General features: G+C 70.5%; 13 protein-coding genes. 9 read left to right on the top strand and 4 right to left on the bottom strand.

Translation table 11 applies throughout. The features are described from left to right. The first annotated feature begins 40 nt into the window (after positions 1–40). On the top strand, positions 41–547 hold the full coding sequence (locus tag OH804_RS09150) for a winged helix-turn-helix domain-containing protein (RefSeq protein WP_196923524.1): 507 nt from the start codon (positions 41–43) through the stop codon (positions 545–547). 71 nt (positions 548–618) lie between these two features. Here OH804_RS09150 and OH804_RS09145 read toward each other — a convergent pair whose 3' ends face one another. Then, positions 619–5001: a S8 family serine peptidase gene (locus OH804_RS09145; protein ID WP_406064287.1), complete on the bottom strand. Its 4383-nt coding sequence runs from the start codon at positions 4999–5001 to the stop codon at positions 619–621. Between the two features lie 281 nt (positions 5002–5282). Between OH804_RS09145 and OH804_RS09140 the strand changes: the two genes are divergently transcribed. Next, on the top strand, positions 5283–5807 hold the full coding sequence (locus OH804_RS09140) for a winged helix-turn-helix domain-containing protein (RefSeq protein WP_307788733.1): 525 nt from the start codon (positions 5283–5285) through the stop codon (positions 5805–5807). A gap of 92 nt (positions 5808–5899) precedes the next feature. Continuing rightward, positions 5900–6406: a VOC family protein gene (locus OH804_RS09135; RefSeq protein ID WP_196923526.1), complete on the top strand. Its 507-nt coding sequence runs from the start codon at positions 5900–5902 to the stop codon at positions 6404–6406. A 69-nt stretch (positions 6407–6475) separates the two neighbouring features. Here the strand turns inward: OH804_RS09135 and OH804_RS09130 are convergent, their stop codons facing one another. Continuing rightward, entirely contained in the window at positions 6476–7366 is an 891-nt protein-coding gene (locus OH804_RS09130; RefSeq protein WP_406064284.1) for a diiron oxygenase, read from the bottom strand. A gap of 48 nt (positions 7367–7414) precedes the next feature. Here OH804_RS09130 and OH804_RS09125 point away from each other — a divergent pair, with 48 nt between their 5' ends. From OH804_RS09125 to OH804_RS09100, 6 genes are all read left to right on the top strand, one after another. Next, entirely contained in the window at positions 7415–8143 is a 729-nt protein-coding gene (locus tag OH804_RS09125; RefSeq protein ID WP_196923528.1) for a TetR family transcriptional regulator, read from the top strand. Next, the gene (locus tag OH804_RS09120; protein ID WP_406064282.1) at positions 8140–8439 is read left to right on the top strand and encodes a DUF4873 domain-containing protein; all 300 of its coding nucleotides are present in this window, start codon (positions 8140–8142) and stop codon (positions 8437–8439) included. The genes OH804_RS09125 and OH804_RS09120 overlap by 4 nt, the downstream gene beginning before the upstream one ends. Then, positions 8440–9933 (top strand): flavin-containing monooxygenase, encoded by a 1494-nt coding sequence (locus tag OH804_RS09115; protein WP_406064280.1) that lies wholly within the window; start codon positions 8440–8442, stop codon positions 9931–9933. Beyond that, the gene (locus tag OH804_RS09110; protein WP_406064278.1) at positions 9923–10795 is read left to right on the top strand and encodes an SDR family oxidoreductase; all 873 of its coding nucleotides are present in this window, start codon (positions 9923–9925) and stop codon (positions 10793–10795) included. Before OH804_RS09115 ends, OH804_RS09110 begins: the two co-directional genes overlap by 11 nt. Further along, positions 10792–11619 (top strand): alpha/beta fold hydrolase, encoded by an 828-nt coding sequence (locus tag OH804_RS09105; RefSeq protein ID WP_196923532.1) that lies wholly within the window; start codon positions 10792–10794, stop codon positions 11617–11619. Before OH804_RS09110 ends, OH804_RS09105 begins: the two co-directional genes overlap by 4 nt. Positions 11620–11840: 221 nt before the next feature. Beyond that, positions 11841–13400 carry an OFA family MFS transporter gene (locus OH804_RS09100; protein WP_406066482.1) on the top strand — a complete coding sequence of 520 codons (1560 nt, stop codon included), beginning with the start codon at positions 11841–11843 and terminating at the stop codon, positions 13398–13400. Between the two features lie 86 nt (positions 13401–13486). Here the strand turns inward: OH804_RS09100 and nrfD are convergent, their stop codons facing one another. Together nrfD and OH804_RS09090 are read right to left on the bottom strand one after the other, a co-directional pair. Further along, positions 13487–14452, bottom strand: a complete 966-nt coding sequence (nrfD, locus tag OH804_RS09095; protein ID WP_406064276.1) for an NrfD/PsrC family molybdoenzyme membrane anchor subunit — start codon at positions 14450–14452, stop codon at positions 13487–13489. After that, a complete protein-coding gene (locus OH804_RS09090; protein ID WP_406064274.1) occupies positions 14449–15492 on the bottom strand; it encodes a 4Fe-4S dicluster domain-containing protein in 1044 nt (347 codons plus the stop codon). Before OH804_RS09090 ends, nrfD begins: the two co-directional genes overlap by 4 nt. Between the last annotated feature and the right edge of the window lie 3 nt (positions 15493–15495).

Raw genomic sequence — 15495 nt, 5'->3', positions numbered from 1 at the left:
TCCATCCGGAGTGAGTTGGGGAACCGGAAGGTGTTGGCACATGCAGGGAATTCCAGTCGCCAGCCTGGTCATCGGCATCGCATCCTCGCCGGCCGAGCGGCGACATCTGGCCCGGCTGCTCGGTGGCAGTGACGCCTTCCTGATCGTCTCGACCGTCGACCAGGCACGAGAGTTCCTCGGGGTGGTCGAGGCGCCTCCCGCCCCGGCTCCCCCGACCACTGTGGCGCTCGCCGAGGTGGCACCGAGCCCACAGCCACCGCCACCGGACCTGGCCGTCGACTCCGACCGCCGGGTGCTGCGCTGGCGCGACCAGGAGATCGACCTGACCCGGTTGGAGCACGACGTGCTGCTCTGCCTGGTGCACGCGCCCGGTCAGGTCTGGACCTACGAGCGCCTGCACCTTGAGGTCTGGGGCAACCGGCACCTCGGCCGGGGCTCCGACATGCACTCGGTGGTCCGCCGGGTGCGCGGCAAGCTGGCCCGGCTCAACGCCGCGGCGACGATCCACTCGGTGCGCGGCGTCGGCTTCCGGCTCGCCCCCGTCTGAACCCCGGAAGCGGTCCGGCCCGCCTGGTCGGCGACCAGGCGGGCCGGACTTCTTCGGCTACTGCTCAGGTGTCAGCACCTGATGGGCGCCAACCCGAAGTTCTCCACGGTCGGAGTGGCGGTGTCGATCCTGGTCTGACGGGTCTGCGGCTTCCAGCCGTCCTTGGCCACGATCATCGTGAGCGGGTTGTTGCGGCGGTCCACCCAGTAGGCGTACTTGCCCTCGGCATCGGTGGCGAAGGTGTACGACGCCGCCCACGAGTCGACCTGTACGACAGCGCCGGTCAGCGGCGCTGTCGCACCCTGGCAGCTGGTGCCGGTGACCGTACCCATGAGCTTGCCCCAGGTCTTCGGGGGGTTCGCGGTCATGGTCACCGCGACCGGTGCCACCGAGTACGGGGTGTTCTCGGAGATCGCGACCGCGCCGGAGTAGGTGCCCGGCTGGTCCACGTTCGCCGTCAGGCCGACGGTGACAGTGACCTTCGCACCCGGTGCGAGGGTGACCGCCGACTTGTCGATGGTCATCCAGCTGACGTCGGCCGCCGACTCGGAGCATCCCTCGAAGCCCGGGAGCACCTCGCTGTCCGGAGCCGCGTTGAAGCTGCCGGACGAGCCGCCGATCTTGTAGAAGCCGCACGCCGCGCCGCCGCGGTACCGCGCGGTGTTGGAGTTCGGCAGGTTGGACCACGAACCGGCGGCCGGGTCGAAGGCGAAGCCGGCGTTGCTGATGGCTCCACCCTGCGAACCGCCGACGACGAGGAGCTTGCCGCTGGCCACGGCGTACGAGCTGGCCCAGTTGTCGGCCGGCGCGTCGGCGACGGCGGTCCACGTGTTGGCACCCGGGTCGAAGGCGTAGCTGGACTTCTGCGCGACGGAACCGTCGTTGCCGCCGGTGCAGTAGAGGACACCGTCGATCCCGCCGCAGGAGGCGAAGGCCACCGACTTCGGGTAGTTGGCCATCGTCTCCCAGGTGTCACTGGTCGGGTCGTACCGGACGACGCTGTTCGACATCGGTAGGCAGGCCGCCGTCGTGCAGCCTCCGACCGCGTACAGCTTGCCGTCGACGACGGCCTGGCCGGCCGCGGCCCGCGGCGCCGGGTTGTCGGCCAGCTCGGTCCAGGTGTTGGCCCCCGGGTCGTACGACCAGGTGGCGGAGTCCGGGCCTGCGTCGGCCCAGCCACCGCTGACAATGATCTTGCCGTTCACCACGCCCGCGGTCACTGCGTTACGTGCGCCGGGAAGGTCGGCGATCGCCGTCCAGGTCTGCGCGGCCGGGTCGTAGGCGTAGTTCTTGGTGGTGGAGGCCTCACCGTCGCCGCCACCGAGCGAGTACACCTTGCCGTCCAGGTTCACCACCCGGTTGTCCATGATCGTGGCCGGGTAGTTGGCGATGTCGGTCCACGGCGCCGCCTGCGGGCCGGCCGCCGCGGCAGCCGCCTTGGCCTCCTTGCCGGACGCCTTGGCGGCGAACGACGTCGGTACGGTGAGCCGCTGCTCCGGTGCACCGCCGGACCCGAGCACCTGCTGCCGGGTGACAGTGGAGCCGTCCGCCCGCAGGAGCTCGAATCCGTTGTCCCGCTCACCGAACTTGACCTCGACCGGCGCGCCGCCGGTGTTGGTCACCGTGAACGACTTGCTGGTCTTGCCGTTGGGCATCTGGAGCGTCGCGCTCAGCTGCGTCGGGGTCACCGACAGCCGGCCGGCCGCGAGCTGGAAGTTCGCGGTGGTCGCCCAGTCGGCCTCGACGTCGACAGGCTTGGTCTGGCTGACGTAGTTGCCGGCGGTCGCCGTGAACGGGTGCTCGCCGGTCAGCGACGAGTAGATCCAGTAGAAGCCGTCGGCCAGCCCCGGGTCGTCGGGGGTCGCCACGGTGACGGCCTTCTCCGCGGGCCGGTCCTTGCTGGTGACTGTCGCGCCGTTGACGTAGCTGTCGTCGTTCTTGTCGCGGACGTTGCCGACGACCAGACCGCCGTCGAGCGGCACGCAGGTGACCTGGCTGCCGATCAGAACGTTGTCGACCTCCCACCACCACTCGTACGAGGCGTCGTAGTAGTGGAACCGGACCTGCACCTGCGCCTTGCCGGCGGCCTGCGGGATCGGGATCTCGGTCAGCTTCGGTCCCCGGACGTCGGTCTCCTGCCGGAGCACGTTGGTCCAGGTGGCACCGCCATCGATGCTGAGGTCCACGTCGGCGGTGTCGTCGTTGAGTTGGTTGAAGTCCTGGTTGAACCGGATGACCGGGGCCGTGACGCTGGTCAGGTCGACCACCGGGCTGACCAGGGAGGTGTCCTGGCTGGTGCCCGCTCCGTAGGCGTCGCTGTCGATCATCGCGAAGTTGCCGGTGCCGCCGGTCAGGTTGCCCCGGTCGCCGTCGTCGGTGAACTTCCAGACCTGACCGCTGCCCGCGTTGTCCACGACGGTCCAGCCGGCCGGCGTGGTCGTGGCGTCGAAGGTCTCGTACTCACCGTCGGAGCCGGTCGTGTATCCGGGCGCGGTGGTGCAGACGCTGCTGTCCACCGGCACGGCGACGTTGGCGGTCGCGTTGCCCGAGCCGACCACGACCTCCTTGGTGACGGTCTGGTAGCCGGGGTACTGCGACTCGTACTTCAGGGTGTACGTCTGCCCGGACGGCAGCTTGATGCTGTAGCGGCCGTTCGACGGGGTGGTGTAGTCGTAGACACCCGACACGCCCGTCACTGTCACCTTGGCGTACAGCGGCCAGCCGTGGCCGGAGCCGTCGGTGACCGCTCCGGTGACGTTGACACTGGGCACCGCCGTGAGGGCGACGTTGAGCGTCGTGGTGGCGCCCTTGGCGACAGTTGCCGTCTTGGTGGTGCTGCCGTAGCCGAACGCCGCGACGGCGACCTGGTAGTCGCCGGTGGGGAGTTGGGTGGAGAACTTGCCGTCGGCACCGGTGGTCAGCTCACGCGCGGACGGGCCGGTGAGCGTCACTGTCGCGCCGGCGATCGGGGCGCCGGAGGTCGCGTCGGTGACAGTGCCGGTCAGCGTGCCGATGTCGCCGGTCGGGGCGGCGTTGAGCAGCGCGAGGGCGTCCAGTCGCCCTTCGCCGTAGACGTTGTTGTCGGCGGCGGTGCCGCCACACTGGTCGTCGGCCTCGTCGATCGCGGCGCCGTTGAGCAGCGCGCGGGTCGCGTTGACGTCACCAACCAGCGACGGTGCCGCCGAGTACAGCAGCGCGATCGCGCCCGCGAGGTGCGGTGCGGCCATCGAGGTGCCGCTGATGCTGCCGTAGGCGTTGCCCGGGATGCTCGACCGGACGTTCACACCCGGCGCCGAGATGTTGGGCTTGATCTCACCGTTCTGACCGGCGCCGCGGGAGGAGAAACCGGCGACGTTGTTGTTGACGTCGTACGCGCCGGTGGAGTAGTTGCTGACGAGGCTGCCCGGCGAGCCACTGGTCTGGCAGGCCGGTCCGCTGTTGCCGTTGGACCAGGTACCGAAGATCCCGGAAGCGGTCCAGGCGTCCGTCACGTCCTCCATGAACGGCTCGTTGGACGGGTCCCGGGTGCCCCACGAGTTGTTGATGATGTTCGGTCGCTTGCTCGCGTCCGCGTTCTGACCGTTGAGGTCCAGCGGCTCGAGCATCCACTGACCGGATTCGACCAGAGCGGCGTCACTGGGGCAGCAACCGTTCGCCGCGATCCACTTCACCCCGGGGGCGACACCGATCTGGTTCGCGCCGTCGGAGCCGGCCATGGTGCCCATCGTGTGCGTACCGTGGCCGTCGCCGTCGCACGGGGCGGTGGCGCAGGCGCCGGTGGCGTTGGCGGCGTTGAACCAGTTGTAGTTGTGGTCGAACGTCCCGTCACCGTTGTTGCCACGGTAGGAGTTCACCAGCGCCGGGTGGTTGAACTGCACCCCGGTGTCGATGTTCGCGATGGTGATGCCCTCGCCCTTGACGCCGTACTGGGACCAGACGTCGTCGGCGTTGATGTTGGCGATGCCCCACTCCAGGGCGTTCACGGTCTTCTCGTCGGTGCCCTTGGTCGTCTCCGGCACCTTGTACGCGACGGGCGCGTAGAGGCCTTCGACCTCCGAGTGCCCGGCGAACTTCTGGGCCATCGCCAGCGAACCGCTGTTCACCTTGATGGCGTTGGTGGCCCAGAAGGTCTGGTACTTGGTGCCCGAGCTGTCGAGGTCGGCCCGGATCTTGCCCTGGCTCGCGGCGGCGGTCTTGCGCAGCGCGTCCGCCACCGCCGTGCCCCGCTTCGACCAGTCCTTGATCGCGCTGGCCTTGCTCAGGTCCGCCCGGTCCTTGAACCGGATCCAGAAGTCCCCTTCACTCTTGGCCTGGAGCTGCTTGGCGAGCTCCGGTCGGATCTTGTCCCCTGCCGGGGCGCCCGCCCCCATCGCACCGCCCGGCGCGGCCTGCGCGCCCGAGCTGATGGTGGCCAAGCATGTCGCGGCGAGGATCGTCGCCGCGCCGGCGCTCACCAGTGATCTGGCTGCGCGCCGCCATTGTGGACGTCTGAACATCGGTGCTGCCTCCCTCAGAACGACCCAGGGTGTAATGGGCCATGGTGGACCTCCCCATGCACCGCGCGGGTCACGCCGGTTGCCCGAGTGGACACTATGATCGAGAAGAACGGACGATCAAGAACTTGCCGTGAGCAACTTGTCGCTAAGAGTTGCCCTGGCTGGCGGCGCGCTTGCCAATCATTGTCAGGACCGTGACGAGAGTTGGGCAGGGATGCCCATCGATCCCGGGTGGTGCGGTGGCCGAGGACGAGGCAACGGTGAACAGGGGTGATCCGGCCGACGAGCCGTTCCCACTGCTGATCGCGGTGACCCCGTCGCCGGCCGAGCGCATCCGGCTCGCAGAGCTTCTCGACGGCATCGCACCGCTGCTGCTGGTCGCCGACCTCGACGAGCTGCGCCGCCTGATCGCCGCTCCGCAGCAGGTCGCGGCCCCGTCCGAACCGGCGCCGGTCGCCGCCCTGGTGATCGACTCGGCCCGCTCCAGCGCCCGCTGCGGTGAGCGTGAAATCGACCTCACCCGCCTGGAGCACGACCTGCTGACCTGCCTGGTCACCGAGCCGGCCCGGGTCTGGAGCTACGCCGAGCTACACCGGTCGGTCTGGGGTGACGAGGGGCGCGAACGCAAGGCGGACGTGCAGTCGCTGGTCAAGCGGCTGCGCCGCAAGCTGCACGACCTGGGCACCGGGGCGACCATCGATGTCGTCCGCGGGGTGGGGCTGCGGCTGACCGATCACCAGCAGGCGCGGGTCGAACGAGCCTGACAGCCACGTCGCATGAACTGATCACGCCCGGGGTACGCCAGGAAGATCAGCACCGACACAGGCGACGAAGAGCGCTGGTAAGGAGAGTCAGGATGGCATTCCCCAATCCCTCGACCGTGTCCATCGGGCTGAAGAAGGCCGCGCACGTCGGGATCGCGGTGAGTGACCTCGACCGCTCGGTCGCGTTCTACCAGGCCCTGCTCGGCGCGGAACCGGTCGTCCGGGACGAGAGCATGCACGGCGCCGGGTTCGCGCAGTCACAGGGGCTACCGACGACGAAGCTGCGGTACGCCACGTTCAACCTCGACAACCTCGGCATCGACCTGATCCAGTTCCAGGAGCCGGTCGGAGACGCCGCCCAGGTGGCTGCCAACCGGCCGGGCTCGATGCACCTGTGCTTCCACGTCGACGACGTGCGCGCGGTCTACGACCGGATGAACGAGGCCGGGTTCGAGTTCCTCGGGCAGCCGTACACGTTCGCGTCCGGCGAGGTGGAGCCGCCGGCGGCGGTCGGCACCGATGTCGCGTACTTCAACGATCCGGACGGGACGAACCTGGAGATCATCGCGCCGAAGGGTGGCTTCGCCCGCAGCGAGTGAGCCCACGGGTGGCGTGGGGGTCCGGCCGGAGACGGCAGGCCCCCATGCCGATCCCCGGAGGGACAACTGTCAGATCAGCCCGGCCCGGGCCCACAGCAGGCGTCCCGGCCCAGCCACCAGGCCGACGCCCGCCAGGTGGTCGTGCACCCGCGCCGCCGACCAGCGCAGGGTGGCACGCCAGTGCGGGTTGGCGCGGGCGGCGGCATGACCGACCGCCGGCGCAATGCCCACCGCCGAGTACGCGTCGGGGTGGACCAGGCGGTTGGCGATCGTGTAGGCGGCGCGACCGACCAACAGTCGGGCGTACGCCATGCCCACCGGGCCGGTGGCCGCGACCGCGGCGGCCAACTCCTCGCGGGCGAACCGGACGTGTCGTGCCTCCTCCACCACGTGGATGCGGGAGACCATCCGGATGAGCGGCTGGAGCGACTCGTCCGCCATGATCTCGCGCTGGAACGCGTCGAGGATCTCCTCGGCGATGAGGATCGCCGCGTACATCCGGGGGCCGCTGGCGGTGGCCTTGAGGAAGCGCCCGAGGTGGTGGTCGACGGTGTTCGCGCGGTAGACCGGACAACCCGTCGCCTCGATCAGCCGGCCGAACATGATGGAGTGCCGGCACTCGTCGGCGACCTCGGTCAACGCGTACTGGGCCTGCCGGTTCGTCGGGTCGGCGCGGTAGTACTCCCGGATCAGCATCTGCATGAGGATCGTCTCGAACCACAGCCCGGCGCTGGCCGCGCTGGCCACCTCGTGCTTGGTGAGCTCGACGCGCTGCTCCTCGCTGAGCTGCTCCCACAGTGGCGTGCCGTAGAGGCTGCTGCGCTGTGGCGGGAGCCAGTAGGCGCCGGGGGTGTGCGGTGCGTCCCAATCGATCTCGACGGTGGGGTCGTAGCTGGTCCGTAGTGAGGACGTGAGCAGTCGCTCGGCGACCGCCGCACGCCCGGTTTCCGCCGCCTCCATGGCTCCTCCATATTGACGTGACGACCAGTAACTGTTACGAGTAGTAGCATGCAATCGCCGCTCACCGATGTCAATGCATCCGATCCGCCGGCCACGCCCCCCGACGGCGATCCGAAGGCGAAGCGCAACGGCCGCCGAGACCGCTGGGCGGACCATCGTGAGCAACGACGGCAGGAGCTGGTCGGGGCCGCCGTGCAGGCGCTGCTGCGGCACGGGCCGGAGGCCGACATGGAACAGGTGGCAGCCGCCGCGGGCGTCAGCAAACCGGTCCTGTACCGCTACTTCGCCGACAAGTCGCAGCTCTGGGTCGCGGTCAGCGAGGTGGTGGCAGCCCGGATGGTCGACACCATCGCGCCCGCCATCGAACAGGTCCGCGAGGAACGTGACCTGGTCGAGGCGACGATCGACGCCTACCTGGGCGTGATCGAGTCGGAGCCGAGGCTCTACCGGTTCCTGATGCACCAGTCCGGCGACCCTGCCATCCACCAGGTGATCGCCGGCACCAGCCGGCAGGTGGCCGCCGGGCTCGCCCGGGTGATCGGCGACCGGCTACGTACGCTCGGCCTGGACGCCGGTCCCGCCGAGCCCTGGGCGTACGGCCTGGTGGGCTTCGTGCAGGCGGTCGGCGACTGGTGGACCACGCACGGCCAGCCGATCAGCCGCGGCGCCCTCACCGACTACCTGACCGCTCTGCTGTGGAGCGGCATCGAGGGGGTGCGGGCCAGCGCCGACCTGCCGCACGAACTCACCCGCGCCCACGAGCGGATCGTGCCGTGAGTTACCACGGCCCGGCGGGTGTCGAGGGCACCCCGGTCCGGGTGCACCTCACCGGGCGGTGGGAGCCGGTCGACGGCCGCTTCCACTGGGGCGGGCGGATCGAGCCCGAACCACGGATGGCCCACCTGCTGCGCTCCGGCCGGCGCGACGTCGAGTTACGCATCGCCGACCGCGTCCGGGCGGCCCGACTGGCCGAGGTCGATCCGTGGGGCGGCGTACGCATCACCGGCGTGGGCGACGCCCCCTGGCCGCCCGTGGCCGACCTCAGTTCCGCGCCCGGCCTCACGGAGGAGTGAATGGACACAGACGTTGCCATCATCGGCGCCGGCTTCGGTGGCCTGGGCGCCGCCATCCGCCTCCAGCGGGCCGGCTTCACCGACTTTCTCGTCTTCGACCGGGGTGAGGACGTCGGCGGCACCTGGCGTGACAACAGCTACCCAGGCTGCGCCTGCGATGTCCCGTCGCACCTCTACTCGTTCTCCTTCGCCCCCAACCCCCGCTGGTCGAACACCTTCTCCAGCCAGCCGGAGATCTGGGACTACCTGCGCGGCTGCGTCGACCGCTTCGGGATACGCCCGAGGTTGCGGTTGCGCCACGAGGTCCGGGAGGCGCGGTGGGACGACCAGCGCCAACGCTGGCTGGTGCGCACCTCCGGCGGCGACCACAGCGCCCGGGTCCTGATCTGTGCCGCCGGCCCGCTCAGCGACCCTGCCATCCCCGACCTGCCCGGGATCGACGAGTTCGCCGGCACGGTGTTCCACTCCGCCCGCTGGCGGCACGACCACGACCTGACCGGCCGGCGCGTCGCGGTGATCGGCACCGGCGCCTCGGCCGTCCAGTTCGTGCCACAGATCCAGCCGACGGTCGAGAGGCTGACGCTCTTCCAGCGCACCCCCGCCTGGATCATGCCGAGGATGTCGCGCCGGATCAGCACGGTCGAGCAGGCCGCGTTCCGCACCGTGCCCGGCGCGCAGCGGGCCGCCCGGGCAGGGCTCTATCTGGTACGCGAGAGCATGGGCCTGGGCTTCCTGCACCCGGCGGTCAACCGCCTCGCCTCGCGCCTGTCAGTGCGCACGCTGCGACGTCAGGTTCCTGACCCGAACCTGCGGGACAAGCTCACCCCCCGGTACGCGATGGGCTGCAAACGGGTGCTGATCTCCAACGACTACTGGCCGTCGCTCACCCGACCGAACGTCGACGTGGTCACCGCCGGCATCGCTCGGATCGTGCCGGATGGCCTCGTCACCGACGACGACGTCCACCACCGGGCGGACACCCTCATCCTCGGGACCGGCTTCCACGTCACCGACTCCCCCGTCGTACGGCGCATCCACGGTCGGGGCGGGCGCAGCCTGGGCGACGCGTGGACCCCCAGCATGCGCGCGTACCAGGGCACGACCATCGCCGGCTTCCCCAACCTGTTCTTCCTGCTCGGCCCGAACACCGGGCTCGGGCACACCTCGGTGGTGCTGATGATCGAGGCGCAGCTGCACCTGGTGCTCGCGGCGCTGCGTCACATGCGGGCCAGAGGCATCCAGGCCATCGAGCCCACCGCGCGGGCGCAACGACGCTGGACCGAGCGGATCGACCAGAAGATGGCCGGCACCGTCTGGCAGACCGGCTGTTCGAGCTGGTACCTCGACGCCACCGGCCGGAACACCACCATCTGGCCGGGCTTCGCCACCAGCTTCCGGATGCGGCTGCGCCGGTTCCGCCCGGCCGACTACCAGATCGCCTCGACCGGCGACACCCCCAACGAACCGGAGCGGGAGCACGCCGATGCGGTATGACCTGGCGGGCAAGGTCCTGCTCATCACCGGCGCGGCGCGCGGCATCGGGGCGCAGCTGGCCCGCGAGGCCGTCGCCCGCGGGGCCCGGGTCGCCCTCGTCGGTCTGGAAGGCGAGCTGCTCAGGCAGCTCAGCGCCGACCTCGACGCGCACTGGTACGAGTGTGACGTCACCGACCAGGCGGCGTTGGACGCGGCAGTTGCCTCCACTGTGGACCGCTTCGGTGGCATCGACGTCGCCGTGGCCAACGCGGGCATCGCGAACCTCGGCACCGTCGCCGTGGGACCGGTCGACGCGCTGATCCGTACCGTCGAGGTGAACCTCTGCGGCGCGATCCGCACTGTCAGCGCGGCGCTCCCGCACGTCACCGCCGCCCGTGGCCACGTCCTGATCGTCTCGTCGGCTGCCGCCTTCACGGCGATGCCCGGCATGGCCGCCTACTGCGCGTCCAAGGCGGGTGTGGAGCAGTTCGCCAACGTGCTGCGCCTGGAGACCCGCCCACGCGGCGTCACCGTCGGCACGGCGCATCCGATCTGGATCGACACCGACCTGGTCCGCGACATCCGTGACGACCTGGCATCGTTCCGCACCGCGCTGCGCCGGTTGCCGTGGCCGCTGTCCACAGTCGTACCCGTCGAGCAGTGCGTCGAGGCCCTGCTCCGCGGCATCGAGCGCCGCCAGCGCAAGGTGTACGTGCCGCGGTCGCTCGCCCTCGTGCAGGCGCTGCGGCCGGTGGTGCTGAGCGGCCTCTCGGACGCGTTGATCACCCGGTTCGGGGGCCAGACCATGGTCGACCAGATGGAGGACGAGGTACGCCAGCTCGGGCGTTCCTTCGGCAGGACGTCGGTGGGAGAGCAGTCATGAGTATTCATTTCCGACGTGCCGGCAGCGGAGAGCCGCTCGTGCTCATCCACGGCATCGGTCACCGCCATCAGGCGTGGGAGCCGGTGTTCGACAGGCTCACCGCCCACCACGAGGTGATCGCGCTCGACCTGCCCGGATTCGGGAACTCTCCGGTGCCCGGCACCGGCATGCCCGCCGACATGGCCGCCACAGTGGCCGGGGTCCTACCGGCCCTGACCGAGTGGGGGCTGGAGCGCCCGCACGTCGCCGGCTACAGCCTCGGTGGGGCGATCAGCCTGGAGCTTGCCGCCAGCGGGGCGGTCGCCTCGGCCACCGCCTTCTCCCCCGCAGGCTTCTTCACAGCGGCGGAGCGCCGGCGGGCGCTGGCCATCCTCCGGCTGCTGCGGGCCAACTCGTACCTGCCCACCACGATCATGCGGGCCGCGCTGCGCTCGGCGTATCTGCGGGCGTTGTGCTTCGCACCGCTGATGGCCCGCCCCACGCTGCTGGACGTCGAGCGCGCGCTGGGCGACGCGCTCGCCCTGCGACGCGGGCTCGGCTTCAACGCCGTGGCCAGAGCCGCCCGCGACTATCGCTTCGACTGCCTTCGGCTGTCCGACGCGGCGGTGCCGGTGACCATCGGCTGGGGAGACTGCGACCGGATCTTCGGCGTCCACCAGGCCGAGCGCGCCCGCGCGGGCCTGCCGGCGGCACGGGTGGTGACGCTGCCCCGTTGCGGACACGTGCCGATGAGCGACGACCCGGATCTGGTCGCGACGCTCATCCTGGAGACCACCGGCGCCGTGCCCCGAACCGAACGACCGGATCCGTCGGTCTCCGTATAACGTCGCCGGTCATGTCGCCCACGGGACGTCTCCGTGCGCGCGTTTCCTGGTAACCACATGACGCGAACCGGCCGACACGTAACGTGAGGTAGAGCCGGTAATCGGCTGACGCCAGACGTGCGCCGGGCCGCCACCGCGGCGGCGCCCCTCGGCCAACTGCCGGGTCGGACAGCTCGGCAACGTCGCGGCCCACTCAGCCGCAGGAGGTGTGGACGATGCCCATGCTGTCGGTCTTCGATCCCCGGCACACGGTCGCTCCCCCGGGATACAGCCGCTGGCTCATCCCGACCGCCGCACTGGCCGTGCACGTCTGCATCGGCCAGGTCTACGCGACGAGCGTCTACAAGAACTCCCTCATCGCGCACTTCGACACCAGCCAGACGGCGATCGGGGCGATCTTCAGCATCGCCATCGTCATGTTGGGTTCGTCCGCGGCCGTGGGTGGCCGTTGGGTGGAGCGGAACGGGCCCCGCCGGGCGATGTTCGTCTCCGCCTGCTTCTGGGCCGTCGGGTTCCTGGTCGGCGCGCTCGGCATCGCGACCCAGCAACTCTGGCTCCTCTACCTCGGGTACGGCGTCATCGGCGGCATCGGGCTCGGCATCGGCTACATCTCGCCGGTCTCCACACTGATCAAGTGGTTCCCGGACCGCCCCGGCCTCGCCACCGGCCTGGCCATCATGGGGTTCGGCGGCGGCGCCCTGATCGCCGGCCCGCTCGCGCGCCAACTGCTCTCCCTCTACGACTCCGGCTACAACCCCAACAACCCGGCTGCCGTGGCTTCGGGCAACGCCCTCGTGGCGCTCTTCGTCACCTTCGGCATCGGATATTTCGTGATCATGATGTTCGGCCCGTTCAACGTCCGGGTTCCGGCGCCGGACTGGCGGCCCGCCGGGTTCGACCCCGCGAGCGTCGCCGCCCGACCTCTGGTGACGACGGCGAGCGTGTCCGCGTCGAACGCCGTACGTACCCGGTCGTTCTGGTTGCTGTGGATCGTCCTGTTCTGCAACGTCACAGCGGGCATCGGCATCCTGGAGCAGGCAAGCCCGATGATCCAGGACTTCTTCCGGGACAACGGCACCGCCACCACCGTCTCGGTGACGGCGGCGGCCGGTTTCGTGGGAGTGCTGTCGCTGTTCAACATGGCTGGGCGGTTCGTCTGGTCGACGACGTCCGACCTCATCGGGCGCAAGCCCATCTACATGGTCTACCTCGGCGTCGGCATGGTGCTGTACCTGCTGCTCGCCGTGGCCGGTCACTCCGCGACAGCGGTCTTCGTGCTGATCGCCGCCGCCATCATCTCCTTCTACGGCGGTGGCTTCGCCACCATGCCCGCCTACCTGCGTGACCTGTTCGGCACCTTCCAGGTCGGGGCCATCCACGGCCGGATCCTCACCGCCTGGTCGGCCGCGGGTGTCGCCGGCCCGCTGATCGTCAACGGGATCCTCGACACGCAGGGCAAGCCCGGCACCCTCACCGCGGCGGCGTACCGGCCCGCGCTGTTCACCATGGTCGGCATCCTCGCCATCGGGTTCATCGCGAACCTGCTGGTCCGTTCCGTGCCCGAGCGGTTCCACGAACCGAACAGAGGGCCGACCTCGCCCGTGGCGAAGGCCACCGTCACCGAGCCGGTCGCTCTCGGGCGGGACAGCCAGCCGCCCGCGCCGCCCCGCGTCGGTAGCCAGACCGGGCGGCTCTGGTTGTCGTGGCTGCTGATCGCGGTGCTCCTCGGGTACGGAATCGTCCAGACCGCCATCACCGCCGCGAAGCTGTTCACCGGCTGACGCTCGGCGGCCCGTCGCGGCCAGACCTCTTGCATCGCAACGGAAGGCGCCCCTTGAAAGGGGCGCCTTCCGTTTCGCCGATCCGCTCAGAGCTCGGTGGTCGACCGGTTCTCGGCGAGCCGCTCCCGTTGCGGCACGACCGTGTACTTCGGATCGCGTGCCGACACCCGTCCCGCCTCGAAGACGCCGAACCGGGTGGCGACCGACGATGCCACCAGGGCGGCGCCGGAGATCGCCGACAGGATCCGGCTGCGTCGGCTGAGCAGGGCGGTGGCGGTACCCACGGCCAGCAGGGCGCGTCCCGCCCTGACGAGCCGGCCGCTGCGTCCGTGCGTGTAGGGCTCGCTGGTGAGGCCCTGCCGCTCCAGCCGGTGCCCCCCGACCAGCTCGATGGCCACGGCGGCCAGGGCGAGTCGTCGCAGTGGGGCGGTCTCCGCGGCTGGTGCCGCGATCAGTCCGACCCCGGACGCGGCGGCGAGCGCGCTGCCGGCGAAGACGAACGGCAGCGACGGGTAGGCGTCGTGCCAGGACGGCACTGCCGTGTCGGCGAGCAACACCCCGGTGTACGTCGCCAGCGCCGGCGCGGTGGCCGCGGCGGCCAGGCCGGCGACGTTGCCGATGGGCGGTGCGATCCGACGGGCGAGGCCGAGCACACCGTGCTGCGGGAGCAGCGGCGCGAGCTCGGCGACCGCGGCCACGCCGGCCAGCGGGCCGAACGCGGCGAGAATCCAGGTGCCGACCGACATCGGCGAGGTCACCTTGGCCACCCGGAGCATGTGATGGAAGCGGGCCGGGCGGCCGAGGTCGTGGACCAGCAGGTACGTGCTGGCGGCGACGCCGCCGAGGGCCGTCCAACGGCCCACAGTGCGCAGCCCGGGTCGTCCGGTCAGTTGGGCACCCGCGCCGATCAGCGCACTTCCCGCGGCGAGGCCTCCGGTGAACAGGTAGCCGGCGATGTCGTACTTCCACACCGGCGGCTTCAGCACCGGCCGGCCGTAGTAGGAGGCGAACTCGGCCGGCGGCACCGTGAGCTGCTCGCCGCCGCGGGTCATCGCCGCCTGCCCAGGAACGCGACAGCCGTGGCGACCGCCATCGTCATCGCCGCCAGGCCGGCACGCTTCCACATGGCCGGCAGGTCGCGGGTGGTCACGATTGGGTCCGGTGGCAGCCCGTACACCTCCGGCTCGTCCAGCAGCAGGAAGAACGCACCATCGCCACCGACACCGTCGTTGGGGTCGTGCCCGTACAGCCGCGCCTCCGGCACTCCCCGCTCGTGCAGCTTCGCCACCCGCGCGGCAGCCCGCTCCCGCAACTCGTCCAGTTCCCCGTACTGGATCGACTCCGTCGGGCACGCCTGCGCGCACGCGGGCGTCATCCCCACCCCGAGCCGGTCGTAGCACAGCGTGCACTTCCACGCCCGACCATCATCCTTGCGCTGATCGATGACGCCGTACGGGCAGGCGGAGATGCAGTAACCGCAGCCGTTGCAGATGTCCTCCTGCACCACCACGGTGCCGAACTCCGTGCGGAACAGGGAACCTGTCGGGCAGACATCCAGGCAGGCCGCGTGGGTGCAGTGCTTACAGACGTCCGACATCATCAGCCAGCGGAAATCCGTCCGTCCCTCCGCGCCCGAGCCCCTCCCCGGCGGCTGCCCGCCCGGCATCCCCAGAAACTCCGGGCCGCCCGACATGCGGGCCGCCGCGGCGGGCGAGCCGGTGTCCAGGCCGGGATCCGTGCCGGTGTCGGTGGCGGTACGCGCGCCGATCGCCGCCGTGACCGGGCTGATCGGTGGCCCGTCCGGGTCCCCCGCGAACGCGGGAGTCGCCCAGCCGGCCGAGCGGGGCTGCTCCACGAACGCGACGTGCCGCCACGAGTTGGCGGTCAACGCGCCCGTGTTGTCGTACGACATGCCGAGCAGATCGAGCCCACTCTCGGGGACGCCGTTCCACTCCTTGCAGGCCACCTCGCACGCTTTACAGCCGATGCAGACGCTGGTGTCGGTGAAGAACCCCATCCGCGGCGGCGGGTTCTCGTAGCCGGCGTCCGGTGCGGGGTCCAGCGGCCCGTACAGGGCGTTGGCGTGGGGCATGGG

The sequence above is a fragment of the Micromonospora sp. NBC_00860 genome (assembly GCF_045207375.1).
In the GTDB taxonomy this organism is placed as follows: Bacteria; Actinomycetota; Actinomycetes; order Mycobacteriales; family Micromonosporaceae; genus Micromonospora; species Micromonospora vinacea.
This window is presented reverse-complemented; position numbering and strand designations above follow the sequence as displayed.